This window comes from Vibrio sp. SCSIO 43155 (genome assembly GCF_023716605.1).
Lineage (GTDB): Bacteria > Pseudomonadota > Gammaproteobacteria > Enterobacterales > Vibrionaceae > Vibrio > Vibrio harveyi.
On the sequence record NZ_CP071852.1, the window covers coordinates 1,796,605 to 1,814,987 of the forward strand.

The following is an 18,383-nucleotide window of genomic DNA, read 5'->3' on the forward strand; positions in this document are numbered from 1 at the left end:
TTAGAATTGTTGTTTTGTAGGGGGACTTAACTTCGGGTTTTAGCCTCGAAACTAAGCATAGGTAATGCATGCACTTATTGTAAAAGCATAATTACAAATGTTTAACAAAAATTCGCAGTGGTGGGAGGTGAAATGTTTGATTATGTGACTAAGATTCCTGTTTAACTCACTAGGAATATCAGGCATCACAGAGTTTCTAACTTTAGAAACTTATTATTTTGGTCAGTTGTGAGTCTAAAACGACCTCTAATGCCTAATTGACTAAGAAATGGTCGAAATTTTGATGCATCTAGTTGCACTCTCAAACCATTGTCAGTAATGACTTGTACAGAACTTGCGGCACCAGAGTAGTGTGAAAGAAATGTTTGATAAGAGATGTTGAGAGAGAAGTAATACTGGTTCATGAAAATGGATTGTTGTCAGAACAAAAAACTAGGGTGATCGTAATGACCACCCTATTCTTTTGTCGATTATTCGTCTAGTGCTTTAGTCACTTTTTCGAATAAGTCTTTCGCTAGATTGTCCATCGCTTTAAGCTTTTCAAGCTCTACACGAATAAGCGCTTGACGACCTTCATCGTATTTACGGAATTTCAATAGAGGATCGATCATGCGGGACGCCACTTGTGGGTTACTATCGTTCAACTGACGAAGGATCTCACCAGCAAATTGGTAGCCAGAACCAGATTTATCATGGAAACGTACTGGGTTTGCGTTCAAGAACGAACCAATCAAACTGCGCGTGCGGTTCGGGTTCTTCAAGCTAAACGCTTCGTGGCTCATGGTTTCTTTTACTTTCTCAAGTGCGTTCTCAATCGGGTTGCTGCCCTGAAGAACAAACCATTTGTCCATAACCAGACCATCGTGCTTCCACTTGTCGCTGTAATCCGCCATTAACGCTTCACGACATTCAAGTTGTGCACTGTTTGCTGCACTCATCGCCGCAATTGTGTCGGTCATATTGTTTGATGATTCATACTGCGCTTTTGCTAGCTCGTTACCCTTTTCAGTGTAAGCCAAGAACTGCAAGCACTGGTTGCGCAGAGCGCGTTTGCCAATCGCTGCGTGGTCGATGCTGTATTCTGTTTGGTTCAATGCGTGATAAGTAGCACTCAGTTCATCTTCTAGTTCTTTAGAAAGTGACGCTGTAATGCTATTCAGTACCGTATCTACCGCATCGATATCAATCTGCTTGTACCAACCAGTGATTTCGTTGATGGAAGGCAGAGAAAGCACTTGAGCAATAAACGCAGGTTCAAGGTTTGCATCAAGTAACACGCCACGGAATGCATCGATTAAGTCTTCTGATAGATTAACCTCACCACCCGCTTGAACATTAGTTACGTTTTGACGAATGTATTTCGCGAGCAGCATTTGGCTTGCATCCCAACGAGCAAAATCGTTCGTTGCGTGCTTCATCAAGAAAATCAGTTCATCATCGCTGTAATCGTATTCCAATTTAACCGGTGCAGAGAACTCACGAAGCAATGATGATACTGGTTGTTCTGCAACGTTTTCGAATACGAAAGTCTGCTTGTCTTGCTTCACGTCCAAAACGTTGTGTACGGATTCACCGTTGATAACCAGTGGAATCACATCACCATTTTGTGCGTATAGTTCAATATCGAATGGAATATGTAGCGCTTGCTTTTCTGCTTGGTCGTGCGTTGCTTCAGTAAATTGCTCAACCGTTAACGCGTAAGTTTTTGCTTCAGCGTTATATTCGCTGTTTACGCGGAGTGTTGGTGTACCCGATTGGCTATACCATAAGCGGAATTGTTTAAGATCAACGCCCGTTGCGTCTTCCATCGCAGAAACAAAATCTTCACACGTTGCCGCTGTACCATCATGACGTTCGAAGTAAAGCTTCATGCCTTTTTGGAAGCCTTCTTCGCCAAGTAACGTGTGGTACATGCGGATCACTTCGCTGCCTTTTTCGTACACGGTTAGCGTGTAGAAGTTATTCATTTCAATAACTTTATCTGGGCGAATTGGGTGTGACATTGGGCTTGAGTCTTCCGCAAACTGAGGACCACGGATAATGCGAACGTTGTCGATGCGGTTTACTGCGCGTGAACCAAGATCGGACGAAAACTCTTGGTCACGGAATACCGTTAGACCTTCTTTTAAGCTCAGTTGGAACCAATCGCGACAAGTCACGCGGTTACCCGTCCAGTTGTGGAAGTATTCATGACCGATTACCGCTTCAATGCCAAGGTATTCGCGGTCAGTCGCGGTTTTTTCATTCGCAAGCACAAACTTCGAGTTGAAGATGTTTAAACCTTTGTTTTCCATTGCACCCATGTTGAAAAAATCAACCGCAACGATCATGTAGATATCAAGATCGTACTCAAGACCAAAGCGATCTTCGTCCCACTTCATTGAGTTGATCAGCGAAGTCATTGCATGACCCGCGCGATCGAGGTTGCCTTTGTCGACAAAGATTTCTAGGTCTACTTCACGACCTGATGTGGTTGTGTATTTATCACGTAGTACATCAAAGTCACCGGCAACCAAAGCGAACAAGTAAGCAGGTTTTGGATGTGGGTCCTGCCATTGAACCCAATGACGACCATTTTCTGCCTCACCTTCAGCTACGCGGTTACCATTGCTTAATAGAAATGGGTACACGGTTTTGTCTGCGATCACTTTTGTTGTGTATTTCGCAAGAACGTCTGGACGATCTAGGTAGTAAGTAATACGACGAAAGCCTTCTGCTTCACACTGTGTACAGAACGCACCACCTGATTTGTAAAGACCTTCAAGTGCGGTGTTTGCTTCCGGGTCGATCTTAGTAACGATTTCTAAATCAAATTCTGCTGGCAGATCGGTAACAACTAGAGAGGCTTCTTTGACTTCATGATGAGACCAGTCTTCACCGTTCACTTTTACAGAGCGTAGCTCTAGCCCTTCACCATCGAGTTCTAATGTGGTTAATTCACCCTTTTGAACTACTTTTGATACTGCTGTAACGATCGTGTCGTTGTCATAAAGATCAAACGTCAAATCAATATCGGTAATTGTATGAGATGGCGCTTTATAATCTTTGCGATATTTCGCTTGGGGAGCTTGAGACATGTCCATAAATCCTTGTATATAGAACCACAAAAATACCAGGACTAGAGGCTCAAACACCTCTTACTGGTATCACGATATAAGCTATTTGTAGGGGTTGTGGTATCAGAATACAAGTCTTTCTATAAAAAAACGGAGCTTTTAGTGTCTTAGCTCCGCTTTCTGTTTAACATTTAATCAACATCAGAATATTTCACTATTAATAACCCTGCGTGAAATAATGGTGATGAATCATTTATGGTGTTACTCGATTAAGTACCGCGTACATATCACCGTTAGAATCTTGAATCGTCAGCTCGTTTTGGTTCAATGTATAGCGGGTTCCGTGCTCTCCGTTCTCGTACAAAAGAACTAGATGCTCACCTTCTGTGTAAAACACGCCTTGTTTCACTGCCTCTTCACCTTCTTCATTTGACACTCTAAACATAAATACAAAGTCTGGTTGAAGAATTAAGTCCATTTGGTTGATGTTATTTGCAAGCATGCCATCCCCTCCAACTTGAGAGCTTGACCAAATACCTGCAAGTGCATTCGACAACCCCTTAGTGAAGGTTACACCATTCAAGTCTAGGGTGTTGTGATTATTACGATATGCATAAATTTGCGGTTCATCAGTATTCAACCCAAGGACGATGGTGTCCTCATTGGCGTTATAGAGTCCTTCCCAATGGTCGATTGAGTAATCTTTTTTCTGAATGTCGATAGAGAACGTGTAGTCCGAGCCAAGGGTGAGTTTTATCGCTCTAAAGTTTTCTGAAGAATCATCAGGGTTTGGATTCATCAAATACCAATCTCCGATCAAGAATGGAGTGTCAAAGTGACTTAGTTCGTCTTCCTTGTTGGTCTCCGCGCTAGAAACACTAAAGCAGCAAAAGCTAAGTAAAATAATGAACCATTTCATAACGGTATCCTTATCGTTTTCTTTTAGCTTAGGCTCTAGATCTCATTTTCGCGAAATATTTGATCTACATCACGTAAATTGTTGGTGCAAATTAAGCGTAGGAACAACCTATTTTTATAGAAACGCCGCTTTATAAACACATAAAAAAAGAGCGAGTCGCTATGACTCGCTCTTTATATAGAGAATTATTAGTCGTTTTGACTGAATTTTTAGCCTTTCAGCATATCAACCATAACAGCAACTGATTCATCTAGATAAACGTCTGGCGCTTCGTAATCTTTTGGCACATCATCAAGCGTTTTGAATGGTTTTTTACCCATTGCTGCTTGACGTTCATTGATGCGCTCTAAGCGTAGAGCCTCGGCTTTATCTGATTCGTCTTCGCGCACTTTCTCGTTAAGAGACAACAAATTATCATCTTTCTCTTTACGGTACTTCTCAATATCTTCTTTGATGAAACGGAACTCCATCTCATCAGCAATACGTTTATTGTGAAGCTCAGTTAGTTTAGTAACAAGCGCGTCGTTGCTTGGGAATGTCTGATACTTTGCTTTATCAATGCTATCCCAAGGTAATGCGTTGTCTTCAACACTCTCACCTGTTTCGCTTGGCTCAACTGGAGTTGGGTAAGCGATGTCTGGTGCAACACCACGGTTCTGAGTACTGCCACCATCGATGCGGTAGAACTTTTGAATCGTGTATTGTACGTAGCCAAGTTCTTTGTCGAAAAGATCGTAGATATGATTCAATGAGCGGTGTTGTTGAACGGTACCCTTACCGAAAGAGTTTTCACCAAGAATAATCGCACGGTTGTAATCCTGCATTGCTGCCGCAAAGATTTCAGACGCTGAAGCACTGTAGCGATTGATCAACACTGTTAGTGGACCATCGTAACTCACTTGACCATCGGTATCTGCATTTACTTTGATGCGACCATAGCTATCGCGAACCTGAACAACTGGACCTTCTTTAATGAAGAGCCCTGTTAATGCCGTTGCTTCAGTCAGCGCACCACCGCCGTTGTTGCGTAGATCAACGATAACACCGTCGACGTTTTTCGCCTTCAATTCAGATAGCAGTTTATCGGTATCTTTTGAAAGACCAACGTAAAAACTAGGAACCTCAAGAACCCCAATCTTCTTACCGTCTTTCTCGATGATTTCAGACTTAACCGCACGGTCTTCTAAACGAACTTTATCACGCACAATAGTGACAACGTAACTCTTCGCATCTTTACCTTCTGGCAAGACTTGTAGGTTAACTTTGGTTCCTTTAGGACCTTTGATTAGTTGAACGACATCATCAAGACGCCAACCGATCACATCGACAACTTCTTCGCCATCTTGACCAACACCGATAATGCGGTCGCCCTCACCTAGCTGTTTACTCTTAGATGCTGGGCCGCCAGCAACTAATGAACGAATAACTGTATAGTCGTCGGTCATTTGAAGCACAGCCCCAATACCTTCAAGAGACAGATTCATCTCTGATTGGAACTGTTCCGCGTTTCGTGGAGATAGGTAGCTAGTATGTGGATCAACTTCACGAGCGAATGCATTCATGTAAAGTTGGAAAGCGTCTTCATTGCGAGTTTGCGTGATGCGTTTCATCGCGTTGTTGTAACGTTTCGCTAGAACCTCTTTGATTTCTGGCCATTCTTTACCAGTCATTTTAAGGTTAAGAGCATCGTACTTAACGCGTTTTCGCCATAATTCATTTAACTCAGCTTCATCCTTGGGCCATGCGGCTTCAGAACGATCCAGTTCAATAAACTCATCAGTATTAAACTTGATTTCTTTATCGAGTAGAGTCAATGCGTAGGCAAAACGATCAAAACGTTTCTGCATCGAAAGATTATAAACATCAAATGCAATCTTGTTATTACCAGCTTTAAGCTGATCATCAAGGCTGACGGACCAATCTTCGAAAGAGTCGATATCGGCTTGAGTAAAAATATTTCTATTGTAATCAAGCATTTCTACGTAGCGCTCAAAGATCGCTTTGGAGAAATCATCGTTTAGATTGAAATGCTTATAATGAGAGCGGGTAAATCGAGAAGTTACTCGTTTGCTGGCTGTTTCATGCTGAACTTCAGGTGCAAGAACCGGCAAATCATCTTTGTTTAGTTTGGCTTCTAGAGCCTGAGCTGATGCTGCTAGCCAGAAGCTAGCAGCAATCAGTGTCACTTTTGAACGGCAATTCATGCGTAGGAGTATCTCCCTTATGCGCGCAAGTGCTCCGCTTTCACAACCATTTGTAGGCCGTTAGCAAGTTGAACACGTACATCATCCTTATTGACTTCAACAATGGTCGCTGCCATGTTTCCTTTGCCCATGTTCACGTTAACTGCGTTGCCGATTGTGATTTCATCAGCGTTTAGCGCGCGTGTTTCTACAGGCTTACTTTCTTTTTGTACTTTTGGTTTGTTAGCACGACGAGGCTGTTGTGGCTTTTTAGCCGCAGGTTTCGCTTTCGCCTTACCCTCTTCGCGAGCTTTTTGAGCTTGCTCTTTACGACGAGCCTGAACTTTCGCTTTGCTTTCAGCAAGTGTCGCTTTAGCGTGTTCTACGTGTTCTTCTTCTAGCTCACCACATGGGTTGCCATCTAGATCAACACGTACTGCACCTGGTTTTACTCCGTGTAGGTAACGCCATGATGAAGTGTACTGTCTTAACGCTGCACGAAGCTGAGTTTTGCTTACTTTTTCGTCTTCATTTAGACGTTCCGCAAGATCTTGAAAAATACCAATTTTCAGAGGCTTTGCTTCACCTTCTAAAGTAAAGCACTTAGGGAAACATTCAGCAATGTATGCGATAACTTCTTTGCTGTTTTTTAACTTTTCAGTCATGAGGGTTCCTGGTTTGAGCGGATTTCCGCGAAGCATTAAGAAAAAATATTCTCGTATTATAGTGACATGCCAAGGAAAAACCACACTCGAGGGCGAATTTATGCGTCGTTAGCGTGCGAATTAAGCAGCTTTTCTACTTCAGCCATAAAATGAGTGAGGCCTTCTTCATCAATTTCATTGAATCGACCGATATTTGGACTATCAATATCCAACACGCCAGCCACTTCCCCATTGATAGTAAAAGGAATAACAATTTCTGAATTACTTGCTGCATCACAAGCAATGTGACCTTCAAATGCATGCACATCGTATACTCTTTGTACGCTGTTAGTTTGTGCAGCAGTACCACAGACGCCTCGTCCCATTGGGATACGAACACAAGCAGGCTGACCTTGGAAAGGGCCGAGCACCAACTCATCACCTTTCGTTAGGTAAAAACCCGCCCAATTCAGGTCTTCAAGTTCCATAAATAGAAGAGAGCTGATGTTGGCAAGGTTTGCGATGTAGTCTTTCTCTGATTCGATAAGCGCAACTGCTTGCTTGGTAAGTCTTTGGTATTGTTCTATGTTCATATTAACTTCCTACTTTTTATTTAGGCTTCCATTCTGTTGGTATGGCGCTAAAATGCAGCCCTACTTTTTAATAGGACTTATTCTCAATTACAATGGATCCGAAAAACGACACTATTAGCCGTTCTTGGTTGATAACACAAGTGAAAAAGCACAAGTCCAAGCTGATTCTAGCGAACTTGATAGCTGTACTTGCGACCTTGATTAGTGTTCCAATCCCTCTTCTTATGCCTCTCATGGTGGATGAAGTCTTATTGGACAAACCGGCATCGGGCTTAGCAGCAATGAACGCGGTTTTACCTGAAGCGTGGCACACACCTACGGGTTATATCTTCTTTACTCTGTTCTTGGTTGTGCTGATGAGGGCAGCAAGCCAAGGGTTTAATATTCTTCAAAGCCGACAATTTACCTTGGTTTCAAAGACAATCACCTTTGAAATGCGAAGTAAAATGATCGACAAGCTTGGTCGTATTAGCATTCGACAGTACGAAACAAAAGGCAGTGGTGGCATCAACGCTCACCTTATCACCGACATTGAGACCATTGATAAATTTATTGGTTCTACATTAGCTAAATTTGTTATCAGCCTACTGACGGTGATTGGTACAGCCATCGTGCTACTTTGGCTCGATTGGCGTCTGGGTCTGTTTATTCTTCTCGTCAACCCTATTGTCATTTACTTCTCACGTAAGCTGGGAAGTATGGTTAAGCACCTTAAGCGCAAAGAAAACCATTCATTTGAGATTTTCCAGAACCGCTTAGTCGAAACTCTTGACGGCATTTATCAACTACGAGCGGCTAATAAAGAGCGAGAGTTTCTCCAGCAATTAAAAGGTAGCGCTGACCAAGTTCGTATCGATGCTGACAAGTACGCATGGCAATCAGAGGCTGCGGGACGTGTCTCTTTCCTTCTGTTTTTAATCGGTTTCGAGTTGTTCCGTGCGGTTGCAATGCTAATGGTAATGTTCAGTGACCTTACCATTGGTCAAATTTTCGCGGTGTTTGGTTACCTTTGGTTTATGTTGTCTCCTGTTCAAGAACTATTGGGTATCCAATTCTCTTGGTACAGCGCAAAAGCGGCACTTAAGCGAATTAATGATCTACTCGAATTGGAAGAAGAACATAGACCTGTTTCGAAAGTAAATCCTTTCAAAGAAAATCGAGAGGTTGATGTAAAAATTGAACATGTTGATTTTTCATACAACAATGAAAACAAGGTGTTGGATGATCTCTCGTTGCACATTCCTGCTGGTAAGAAAGTGGCGCTTGTGGGTGCGAGTGGTGGTGGTAAATCAACCTTGATTCAATTATTGATCGGCGTTTACCGTCAGAATTCTGGTTCTATCCGTTTTAATGATGAGTTAACGGAAGACATCAGCTTTGAAGTAATACGCGACAAAATTGCCGTGGTTTTACAACAACCTATACTATTTAATGACACCTTAAGGCATAATCTGACCCTTGGTGGTGACTTTGATGAAATGTCATTATGGCGAGCACTAGAAGTCGCTCAGCTTCAAGACGTAATTTCGCAACTTAACCACGGATTGGATACTCAAATTGGTCGTAACGGTATTTGCCTATCTGGCGGTCAGCGTCAACGCTTAGCGATTGCACGTATGGTGCTGAGCAACCCACAATTTGTTATCCTAGACGAAGCAACGTCAGCACTGGACACCGCAACTGAAGCGGCTTTGCATAAGGCGTTAACGGAATTCTTACGCGGTCGAACGACTCTTATTGTCGCCCATCGCTTATCGGCGGTGAAGCAAGCAGATTTGATTTATGTGCTTGAAGATGGAAGAGTGACGCAAACAGGTACCCATGGTGAGCTCGTTGAGCAAGAAGGCTTATATCAAACCTTATATGGTGGCATTCAGTCCCACGCTTAAACCATTCAGTTTAGAGAGGTCGTTGTGACCTCTCTGTCTAAACACGCCATGCAACCGAATAGCGTCCGCTTGTGCCAAGGTTGCGAATTGCCTGTCGATATCGTCGATCTACCTAATGGCAAAAATGCACATTGTCCACGTTGTGGTACTCAGCTCTATCGTGGTGGTAGTCCTAGCCTATCTGGTAATCTCGCTATCGCTGTTACTTGTATTCTACTTTTTATACCTTCGCACTTTTTTAACTTCATCAGTATTCGGTTATTCGGTGTGATGATTCCGGCGACACTGCCATCTGGAATGATAACGTTATTTCAAGAGGGCTTCGTCCTCCTTTCTATCCTCATTCTTTTTTGTAGTTCTCTTGCCCCACTTATTGTGTGCAGTTCTGTCGTAACGGCACATTGGTCGTTGCATAAACGTTGGTTTAAAGGGCTTCGCGTTTCATTATGGTTAATCCAACACCTAAAACATTGGGTAATGTTGGATGTGTTCCTTGTGAGCATCGCAATCTCTTGTTTTAAGCTGCAAGATTACTCCGATATTTTTGTTGGACCGGGCTTAATTGGTCTTGTTCTATTACAAGTTTTTACGGTTCTGTTGATCTCTCGCATTAGTGTTCGTCGTTATTGGGAAGCATGGCAACCTGAAAACAGTTACGACTTCGAACACAAAGATGTGCATTGTCACGAGTGCCACTTATCGCAACCTGAAGGCGAAAACTGCCATCGTTGCCATCACGCGCTTTACCACCGTAAACCAAATTCTATCCAAAAAACGTGGGCATATTTAATTGCAGCGACGATTGCGATCTTCCCTGCCAACTTGATTCCGATTTCAATTTTGCTGACAAACGGTAAGCGCTTGGAAGACACTATTTTTTCAGGCGTGGCAGGCTTAGTTAAAAACGGTATGTACGGAATCGCGGTTATCATTTTTGTTGCCAGTATCGTCGTTCCTGTGGCTAAGATTCTCGGTCTGACTTACATCTTGTTATGTATCAAATTCAAACGTTCGGTGTTTAGAAGACAACGAATGATGGTTTACTTTGCAGTAAAATGGATCGGCAAATGGTCAGTGATGGATTTGTTTGTTATTTCTATCATGATGACGTTGGTCGATCGTGGACAAATTCTCGACTTCACACCGGGTTATGGCGCTGTTGCGTTTGGTCTGGTGGTCGTTTTAACAATGCTTGCGGCGGAGAGCATTGACCCAAGGCTTATTTGGGACCAAGCCCCAACACAATCAGAAAAAGAGTCAATTAATGAGTGATCAGAACAGTTCTCAAACGTCATATGTGCCAGATGTAAAGAGGAGTAAAGGTATTTCTCCCCTTTGGTTGTTGCCGATTTTGACTATGGTCTTAGCTGGCTGGCTTGTTGTGAAATCAATTCATGACGCGGGACAGCGTGTACAAATCTACTTTTCCGATGCTGCGGGTTTGGTTGCTGGACGAACCACTATCCGCTATCAAGGTTTAGAAGTGGGAATGGTGCGCGACATTAACCTGTCTGAAGATTTAGGCAGCATTTATGTCGACGCTGATATCTACCCTGAAGCGACGAAACTGCTGAACGATAAAACGCGTTTCTGGTTAGTAAAACCAACAGCAAGTTTAACTGGCGTGTCTGGTCTTGATGCGTTGGTTTCTGGTAACTACATTTCTATCCAGCCAGGTGATGGTGAACAGTTTGAAACCACTTTTCATGCTTTGGAATCGGCTCCTACCGACTTACGAGTCACTCAAGGTCTGAACATTAAGTTGAAAAGCCGAGACTTGGGCGGCGTTTCTATTGGCTCGCAAATCGTCTACAAAAAGATTCCGATTGGTGAAGTGTTCAGCTATCAACTGAATGATGATGCGAAGTCCATAACCATTCAAGCCAATATACAAGAGCAGTATCAGCACCTGATTAATAGCCGCAGCCGTTTTTGGAACGTAAGTGGAATTGGTGCAAGCATCGGTTTTGAAGGTGTTGATGTTCGTCTAGAAAGTATGAGCGCCCTACTTGGTGGCGCTATTGCTGTTGACTCGCCAGATGATGGCGAACCCGTTGAAGAGAATACCGAGTTCCGTCTTTATAAAGACCTTAAAACTGCGGGGCGCGGTATTCCAATCAAAATCGCGCTTCCTGATGACAACAAAATTAGCGGCGAAGGCGCGCCTATCATGTACCGCGGGATTGAAGTAGGACAAATCACCGATTTAAGCCTATCTGAAGGTCGTGAAGTGATTTTAGCGTCTGCTGCAATCCAACCTGCTTTCAGTGACATGCTGACTTCTGGCACACGTTTTGTTCTTGAAGAAGCAAAAGTTTCCCTTTCTGGTGTTGAGAATATCGCAAACCTTGTCCGCGGAAACTTTTTAACCATCGTCCCGGGTGAAGGTGAAAGATCTCGACGATTTACTGCCATTCGCCAGAATGTATTTAATCAGCAACAGCAGAAGTCGATTGCAATTCGCCTCGTTTCTGATAACTCCTTTGGCTTAGACAGCGGTGCAAACGTACTTTATAAAGGCATTGTCGTTGGCTCGATCATTAAAGTCGGTTTGCTTGATGAAAAACAAGCGCAAGCGGCAAAGCATGAAGTGTTCATGGATGTCCTTATCGACAATGAGTACAAGCATCTAATAAAATCGAACAACCGTTTCTACGTGACAGGCAGTGCTTCTGCAGAACTTACAGAGTCAGGATTGAGTGTCACAGTACCTCCAGCTAAGCAGCTTCTCACTGGTTCAATCAGCTTCGTTAGCCAAGGACAAGAACAAATCCAGAAAGAATACCAATTGTTCCAGAGCGCCTCTCTAGCGGAGCTTGCACAGTACAATCAATCTGGCTCTAAGACGCTGACTCTCTTTGCATCTGAGTTACCACCGATTTCTAAAGGTAGCCCTCTGCTCTACCGCAATTTGCCAGTTGGCAGCGTATCTGATTTCAATCTGGTCGATGGTGGCGTGATCGTCAAAGCAACCATTGAAAATCGATACGCGCACTTACTCAGTGAACAGACGGTATTTTGGAACCGTTCTGGTGTAGAGATTGATGCCTCTCTTGCTGGTATCACCGTCAAAGCTCACCCTCTTAAAACGTTGATCAAAGGTGGTATTGCTTTTGACTCCATTCCGGGCATTGAGAATAAAGTGGGTCAACGTTGGAAGCTATACAACGATCAGAACCAAGCACGTAAGTTTGGTCGAGTTATCGCGTTAGAAACCGATGGCAGTCAAGAAGTAACCAAAGGTATGCCAATTAAATATCAAGGTGTTAAGGTCGGTGAAGTTACTCTAGTCGTTCCAAACTTTCGTCGTGAAATGGTGGAAGTCACCGCGCGCATTCTTCCTGAATATGTCGACAATATCGCCGTTACCGGGTCACACTTCTGGCTAACAGAACCTGAAATTGGGCTGGGTGGCGTGAAGAACTTAGGCGCGTTAGTATCAAAATCGATCAGTGTTGAACCTGGTAATGGCGCCGCGAAATTCAAGTTTGATTTAGCGAAAAGCCAGCAAGCACAACAAGGAGTGTCATTCACACTGCAAAGTGAGCAACGTGGTTCAGTTCAAGTTGGAACCCCTATCCTATATCGACAAATGGAAGTAGGCAGTGTAACGAGTGTCAACTTGGGTGAGTTTGCTGATCGAGTGGTAACAAAAATCGAGATAAAGCCCGCATATGCATATCTTGTTCGTCAAAACAGTGTGTTCTGGAATGTCTCAGGCGTTGATGTCTCTATTGGTCTAGGAGGCGCAAACATCAAAGCAGGTACATTTGACAGCTTAGTTCGTGGCGGCATTGCTTTCTCAACCCCTGAGCAATCACAAATTCCACCAGCGGCAAAACAAGGGCAATCTTTCTACTTATACCCTCAAGCAGAAGAGAGTTGGACTCAGTGGCGCACTGCTATTCCAAAACCATAGTGCTTTTAGAGAAAATTATCGACGTAAAGAGCAGCAATTGCTGCTCTTTTTTATTGCTCAAACCTTGCTGGCTATTCGTTTCTGATCCGCTTTCGTATATTATTTGCGGCAAATTCTGCAATCGAGACTTCACTTTGCATTCTAACGTTTACATCCCAGAAGCTTTTCTGGAAAAAATCCAAACTATCCTCCCTGCTCACCTCAACATGGAAGACTTTATCACGTCGTGCCAAAAGCCATTACGCAAAAGTATTCGTGTTAATACGTTGAAGATCAGCGTAGAAGCGTTTTTAGAGCGTGCAGAATCAAAAGGCTGGACGCTTTCTCCGGTTCCTTGGTGTGATACGGGTTTTTGGATCGAAGCGGATGAATCGGTTGTCCCACTAGGTAACACTGCTGAGCACATGTCAGGGCTATTTTATATTCAAGAAGCAAGCTCAATGATGCCTGTCTCTGCCCTGTTCATGGATGATGAATCCTACGACGCGGTTCTCGATACCGCAGCTGCCCCTGGTTCTAAAACAACGCAAATTGCTGCGTTGATGAACAACGAAGGAGTTTTGGTCGCTAATGAATACGCCGCGAGTCGTGTAAAAGTACTTCATGCCAACATTGAGCGTTGTGGTGTGCGAAATGCGGCGCTAAGTAACTTCGATGGTCGTGTGTTTGGTGGCTGGCTCCCAGAACAATTTGACGCGGTTCTATTGGATGCGCCATGTTCTGGTGAAGGTACGGTTCGAAAAGATGAAGACGCAATGAAGAACTGGACGCAAGCGTCGGTGATTGAAATTGCAGACACACAAAAAGATCTGATTGAAAGTGCTTTCCACGCTCTTAAGCTAGGTGGCGTGATGGTTTATTCAACCTGTACGTTGAGTACCGAAGAGAACCAACAGGTTTGCCATCACCTTAAAGAAACTTTTGGTGACGCAGTTCAGTTCGAGAGCTTAAAAGATCTGTTTGAAAATGCAGAAGCGGCGTTAACAGAAGAAGGCTTCTTACATATCTTCCCTCAGGTTTATGACTGTGAAGGCTTCTTCGTTGCTCGAATTCGTAAGCTTACAGCAGTAGAAGCGCCACAAGTAAAAAAACGTATGGGTAAATTCCCATTTGTAAAAGCGTCTAACAAAGAATCAGCAGAAATCGCTAAGCAGTTACAAAACACGATGGGCATCGAACTACCAGATGACAGCACGGTTTGGATCCGCGATAAAGACGTTTGGCTTTTCCCTGACGCGCTAGAACCTATGATTGGCGAATTACGCTTTTCGCGTATGGGCATTAAAATCGCCGAAGCGCACAAAAACGGTTACCGCTGGCAACATCAAGTGGCAACTGCCCTAGCAACTGGTAACGAGAAAAACGCAATTGAGTTAACGATTGAAGAAGCTCGAGAATGGTACATGGGTCGCGATGTTCGCCCGCAAAACATTCCAACAGATATGAAAACGGGTAAAGGCGAAGTGCTCGTGAAGTACGAAGGCGCGATTATTGGTCTTGGGAAATGGGTAAGTAACCGCGTTAAAAATGGTCTTCCACGTGAATTAGTGCGAGATAAGAACTTATTTTAGTAGCAAAGTGAAATACTATAAATAAATGAAAAGCCATCGTATTTACGATGGCTTTTTGGTTCTAAAGCATGATTGGAACTGGGTTCACTAGCGATCCGAGTGCCCTGTACTAAACTGAATGTATCAAAGCATCGCTTTGAAACGGCATTTCTCTCTATGTTTAACCGACAATATGTGTTGGTCAAAAAGTTTAGCGCAGGCTCTATAAAGGAGCCGTTTCCCCTAGGCCCAAAATAAGGACGAGTTTGGGCCATTTTTTTGACTGATGCATTCCCTATATGAACTATACCCAAGTGACTTCAAGATGCAGGATTCAGAGCGTTGTCATTGATTCGAGAGTATGGAAAACAACGCAGTGTAATAGCTAGCTCTTTCCAAGTTGTTTGACGTAGCAATCGGGTCAATGACACGCTCCCAAAGGGCGAGCTGCCTTGGCTTGTATACTTTGTTGCCGATTCTTGATTTAGAATGACTAGATCTTTAAATCGCCGCCGCGTCTACAAACCAAGTCATTCTCGCTGAACCTAGCATCTCGAGGTTACTTGGGTATAATTACCCAAAAGGAAAAACTCACTAGTCCACCAGCCAACACTATTTTCATCAGCTGTGAATCTGTTTACTCGGCTAAACGGATACCGTCTTTTTCAATAACGATCTTACCTGCTTTGTACAAGCCACCAATGGTTTTCTTGTAAGTACCTTTACTGGTACGGAACGCTTCAAAAATCGCTTCAGGAGAAGATTTATCGTTTAGAGGCAAGAAGCCGCCTTTCTTTTCTAGTAACTCAATCACCTTACTAGAAAGATCATCCATCTTCGCTACGCCAACTTTTTGTAGCGCTAGATCAATCTTGCCATCTTCACGAACTTGCTTAATGTAACCTTTCAGCTTCTTACCAATAAACAGCTTACCGAACACATCCGATGGGAAGATCATGCCCCAGTGTTCGCCGTTCACGATGGCTTTATAACCAAGTTGGCTACGCTCTGCGATAATCAGATCAACTTGCTCATTCACTTCGTAGTTAGCCGGCGTTTTATCTAGCCATTTATTGAACTTAGTTGTACCTACAATACGACCAGATGCCTTATCTGTATAAACGTAAACTAGGATGTTTTGACCTGCAGTAAAGCGAGCGCGTTGCTCACTGAATGGGATAAGAAGGTCTTTTTCTTTAATACCCCAGTTTACGAACGCACCAGTCTTATTGATGCCTTCGATCTTCATTAGTCCCCATTCGCCGACTTGAGCGATTGGTTTATCAATGGTCGCAGCTAGCTGACTTTCTGAATCAAAGTAAAGAAATACATCTAGGTGCGCGCCAAGTTCTGTACCTTCAGGTACATACTTATTAGGCAGCAATACAGAACCGTAGTCTTCGCCATCCAGAAATACGCCAAAATCAGCCGTTTTAATGACTTCTAAGCTGTTAATTTGACCAATTTTAATCATCGAATTTGTCTCTTTTTAAATTTACAGGGAATTATACCCAAACTAACAAGAAAATCAGAGAGAAAAGCAAACCTCTCTGTTATGCTGTGTTAGTTCAACAATTTATCCTAGTCCGATCTTAAGTTAATTCAATTAACGGGCGCTTATGGGTATAGGATGCTTTAGCAAAATCAGGAGCTTTCCTTGGTCACTGTCGACAAACAAGACTCGGTAACTTTAAAAATTAGCCATGCGTTGGCAAAGAGTAAAACGCTCGACCTTGATATCTATATTTTCATCCCTGGTGAGTTAGGTTTAAATTCCGACATCATCAGTGAGTCTGAGTTCTACTACACTTCGATCACGCAAAAACGATCTTATTACAGTACTGAAGTACTGCTTCCTTTGGTCCACAGTCGCCTAGCCAAACGTGGACGCTTATCTAACCGTCAGTACCGTGTAAGTTTGAGTTTGTTTGCGTATCAATACGTTATCGCGCTCGACAAAGCCGTTGCCGCGCTAAATAAACATGAGAGTGACAGCGTCACGGAAGAAGAGGTAGATGAAGTCATTGAACTGACGCTCGACATCCTTAAACGTCTTCGCCGTTCGATTCCTTATGAGGAAAACCTTAAGCGCTACTACGTTAACATCGATAATTACTTGTCTTGGTACACAGAGCAAAAATTCCTATCCCTTGTGGCTCACCTGCCTCGTGAAGGAGATTACAGCACGATCAAGGAACGCTTGATTACACTGTGTGAGAAAGAGCAAGCGCACCGAAAACTAAACAATTACAACTCTGCAAGCGTTGTTGAAGATGTGACCCGTTTATCGAACAAAATGCGTTTGTTAAGACGTTTGATTGAACACCCTATCGTTTTGAGTGAAAAAACGATGTCGATGGGTAATAACATCAAACGAGCGATTAAAGGCATCGCAACAGGTCTGGTGATGGTGGTCGTGACGAGTACCGTTATTCTTGCCCGAGATTACTTAGGAGAGATTTCTGCATCTTTCATCATCGCGATGTCGTTTATCTACGCCCTACGTGAAATCTTTAAAGATGACCTGCGCGACGCTATGTGGCGTTGGATCCGCAAAGGTAAGCCAAAGTGGCGTAAGAAGTACATGGACCCAACGACAAAGAAAGTTGTGGGTCGTAAATTGGAATGGTTAGATTACCGTTCTCTTTCAAGCCTACCTGATCGTATTCAGAACATTCGTAAAAAACGAGTTGTTCAACGGGAAGAACAAATCCTTCACTATCATGCGAAAACAGAGATGGCGACATCATTGTTCTTAAGTGGTTACGAGCAAACTCGTGAGACATTAAACATGAGTTTACGCCCGATTATTCGTTTAATGGACAAAAGCTCGAACCGCGTATATCGATTAAACGAAGGGCAAGTGAGTAAGGAATCTGTTGAGAAACGCCACTTGCTCAATGTGATTGTCAAAGAAGACAACCACACCGATGAACCTGTTTACTATCGTTGGAAAGTGGTTTTGAACCGTTCGAAGATTGTGTCTATTGAGAAAATAGAATTGAACTAGAACGTCATAAGTCGTTATTGAGAAATTAAGCAGCTTGTCTTTGAGCTGCTTTTTTTATGGAAAGCGTCAAGGAAAACTCCGCCATTGGTTCGTCACCATTAATACTTGGACACAATGCGGTGATCTTAACGTCTCGATTGATACGTTCACCTGTTTCTAGAGTCATACGAAGCATTTCATCAATCAAAGGACCATCGTGACATACAAAGTGCACATCGCCTTCAGGGCGTTTTAAAAACTCAGCCGTTACTCCTTTAAATGCCAGAGAAATGCGCTCCCCTTGCTCTTGGGCCTTACTCATCGCAAGAAAACCACCTGCCACATCAGCACCAACGGCAAGCGCGCCAAAATACATGCTGTTAAGATGATTCTTGGTTCTTCTTCTCAGTGGGATTCTAACCTCCACATGTTGATCATCGATCGCAAGAATTTTCGGGCGGCATAACCAAATGAGCGGAACTTTTGAAAAACCGAATAAGTTGAGATAAAGGTTTGCACGGCGAACAGCAGATAACATTTTGGTCTCCTTACCAAACTAGTCTGACCAGTTAATCAATGAAGCACCAAAATGTCAAAGAATTGTTAATAACAAATCGATCTAGCTACGGAATTTCGCAAAC

13 protein-coding genes are annotated in these 18,383 nt (G+C 43.3%); 5 read left to right on the forward strand and 8 right to left on the reverse strand.

The window, feature by feature from the left end:
- Positions 1–185 precede the first annotated feature (185 nt).
- The 6 genes from J4N44_RS08100 to msrC all read right to left on the reverse strand — a co-directional run bounded on the left by J4N44_RS08100 (position 186) and on the right by msrC (position 7,395).
- Positions 186–404 (reverse strand): DUF2835 domain-containing protein, encoded by a 219-nt coding sequence (locus tag J4N44_RS08100; RefSeq protein ID WP_005446806.1) that lies wholly within the window; start codon positions 402–404, stop codon positions 186–188.
- A gap of 66 nt (positions 405–470) precedes the next feature.
- Positions 471–3,077, reverse strand: a complete 2,607-nt coding sequence (pepN, locus tag J4N44_RS08105; protein ID WP_252044170.1) for an aminopeptidase N — start codon at positions 3,075–3,077, stop codon at positions 471–473.
- Between the two features lie 232 nt (positions 3,078–3,309).
- Positions 3,310–3,975, reverse strand: coding sequence for a hypothetical protein (locus J4N44_RS08110; protein ID WP_005446804.1), 666 nt, complete (start codon positions 3,973–3,975; stop codon positions 3,310–3,312).
- A 209-nt stretch (positions 3,976–4,184) separates the two neighbouring features.
- Positions 4,185–6,179, reverse strand: coding sequence for a carboxy terminal-processing peptidase (gene prc / locus J4N44_RS08115; protein ID WP_252044172.1), 1,995 nt, complete (start codon positions 6,177–6,179; stop codon positions 4,185–4,187).
- A 17-nt stretch (positions 6,180–6,196) separates the two neighbouring features.
- Positions 6,197–6,823: an RNA chaperone ProQ gene (proQ, locus tag J4N44_RS08120; protein ID WP_005446802.1), complete on the reverse strand. Its 627-nt coding sequence runs from the start codon at positions 6,821–6,823 to the stop codon at positions 6,197–6,199.
- A gap of 98 nt (positions 6,824–6,921) precedes the next feature.
- A complete protein-coding gene (msrC, locus tag J4N44_RS08125) occupies positions 6,922–7,395 on the reverse strand; it encodes a free L-methionine (R)-S-oxide reductase MsrC (RefSeq protein ID WP_252044173.1) in 474 nt (157 codons plus the stop codon).
- Positions 7,396–7,487: 92 nt separating this feature from the next.
- Here msrC and J4N44_RS08130 point away from each other — a divergent pair, with 92 nt between their 5' ends.
- The 4 genes from J4N44_RS08130 (at position 7,488) to rsmF (ending at position 14,774) form a co-directional block, all read left to right on the forward strand.
- Complete coding sequence (locus J4N44_RS08130; protein ID WP_252044174.1) at positions 7,488–9,284, forward strand: ABC transporter ATP-binding protein; 1,797 nt, start codon at positions 7,488–7,490, stop codon at positions 9,282–9,284.
- 24 nt (positions 9,285–9,308) lie between these two features.
- Entirely contained in the window at positions 9,309–10,556 is a 1,248-nt protein-coding gene (locus J4N44_RS08135) for a paraquat-inducible protein A (RefSeq protein ID WP_026000329.1), read from the forward strand.
- Entirely contained in the window at positions 10,549–13,203 is a 2,655-nt protein-coding gene (locus J4N44_RS08140) for an MlaD family protein (protein ID WP_053053150.1), read from the forward strand. The genes J4N44_RS08135 and J4N44_RS08140 overlap by 8 nt, the downstream gene beginning before the upstream one ends.
- A gap of 134 nt (positions 13,204–13,337) precedes the next feature.
- Entirely contained in the window at positions 13,338–14,774 is a 1,437-nt protein-coding gene (rsmF, locus tag J4N44_RS08145; RefSeq protein WP_252044175.1) for a 16S rRNA (cytosine(1407)-C(5))-methyltransferase RsmF, read from the forward strand.
- A gap of 616 nt (positions 14,775–15,390) precedes the next feature.
- Here the strand turns inward: rsmF and J4N44_RS08150 are convergent.
- The gene (locus J4N44_RS08150) at positions 15,391–16,227 is read right to left on the reverse strand and encodes a CvfB family protein (RefSeq protein ID WP_005446795.1); all 837 of its coding nucleotides are present in this window, start codon (positions 16,225–16,227) and stop codon (positions 15,391–15,393) included.
- A 183-nt stretch (positions 16,228–16,410) separates the two neighbouring features.
- Between J4N44_RS08150 and J4N44_RS08155 the strand changes: the two genes are divergently transcribed.
- Entirely contained in the window at positions 16,411–17,763 is a 1,353-nt protein-coding gene (locus tag J4N44_RS08155) for a hypothetical protein (protein WP_252044176.1), read from the forward strand.
- Positions 17,764–17,788: 25 nt separating this feature from the next.
- Here J4N44_RS08155 and J4N44_RS08160 read toward each other — a convergent pair whose 3' ends face one another.
- Positions 17,789–18,280 (reverse strand): DUF4442 domain-containing protein, encoded by a 492-nt coding sequence (locus J4N44_RS08160; protein ID WP_045489062.1) that lies wholly within the window; start codon positions 18,278–18,280, stop codon positions 17,789–17,791.
- Between the last annotated feature and the right edge of the window lie 103 nt (positions 18,281–18,383).

Coding starts and splice junctions, on each gene's coding strand:
- J4N44_RS08100 (WP_005446806.1), bottom strand. CDS start 404: ATGAACCAGTATTACTTCTCTCTCAACATCTCTTATCAAACATTTCTT.
- pepN (WP_252044170.1), bottom strand. CDS start 3,077: ATGTCTCAAGCTCCCCAAGCGAAATATCGCAAAGATTATAAAGCGCCA.
- J4N44_RS08110 (WP_005446804.1), bottom strand. CDS start 3,975: ATGAAATGGTTCATTATTTTACTTAGCTTTTGCTGCTTTAGTGTTTCT.
- prc (WP_252044172.1), bottom strand. CDS start 6,179: ATGAATTGCCGTTCAAAAGTGACACTGATTGCTGCTAGCTTCTGGCTA.
- proQ (WP_005446802.1), bottom strand. CDS start 6,823: ATGACTGAAAAGTTAAAAAACAGCAAAGAAGTTATCGCATACATTGCT.
- msrC (WP_252044173.1), bottom strand. CDS start 7,395: ATGAACATAGAACAATACCAAAGACTTACCAAGCAAGCAGTTGCGCTT.
- J4N44_RS08130 (WP_252044174.1), top strand. CDS start 7,488: ATGGATCCGAAAAACGACACTATTAGCCGTTCTTGGTTGATAACACAA.
- J4N44_RS08140 (WP_053053150.1), top strand. CDS start 10,549: ATGAGTGATCAGAACAGTTCTCAAACGTCATATGTGCCAGATGTAAAG.
- J4N44_RS08150 (WP_005446795.1), bottom strand. CDS start 16,227: ATGATTAAAATTGGTCAAATTAACAGCTTAGAAGTCATTAAAACGGCT.
- J4N44_RS08160 (WP_045489062.1), bottom strand. CDS start 18,280: ATGTTATCTGCTGTTCGCCGTGCAAACCTTTATCTCAACTTATTCGGT.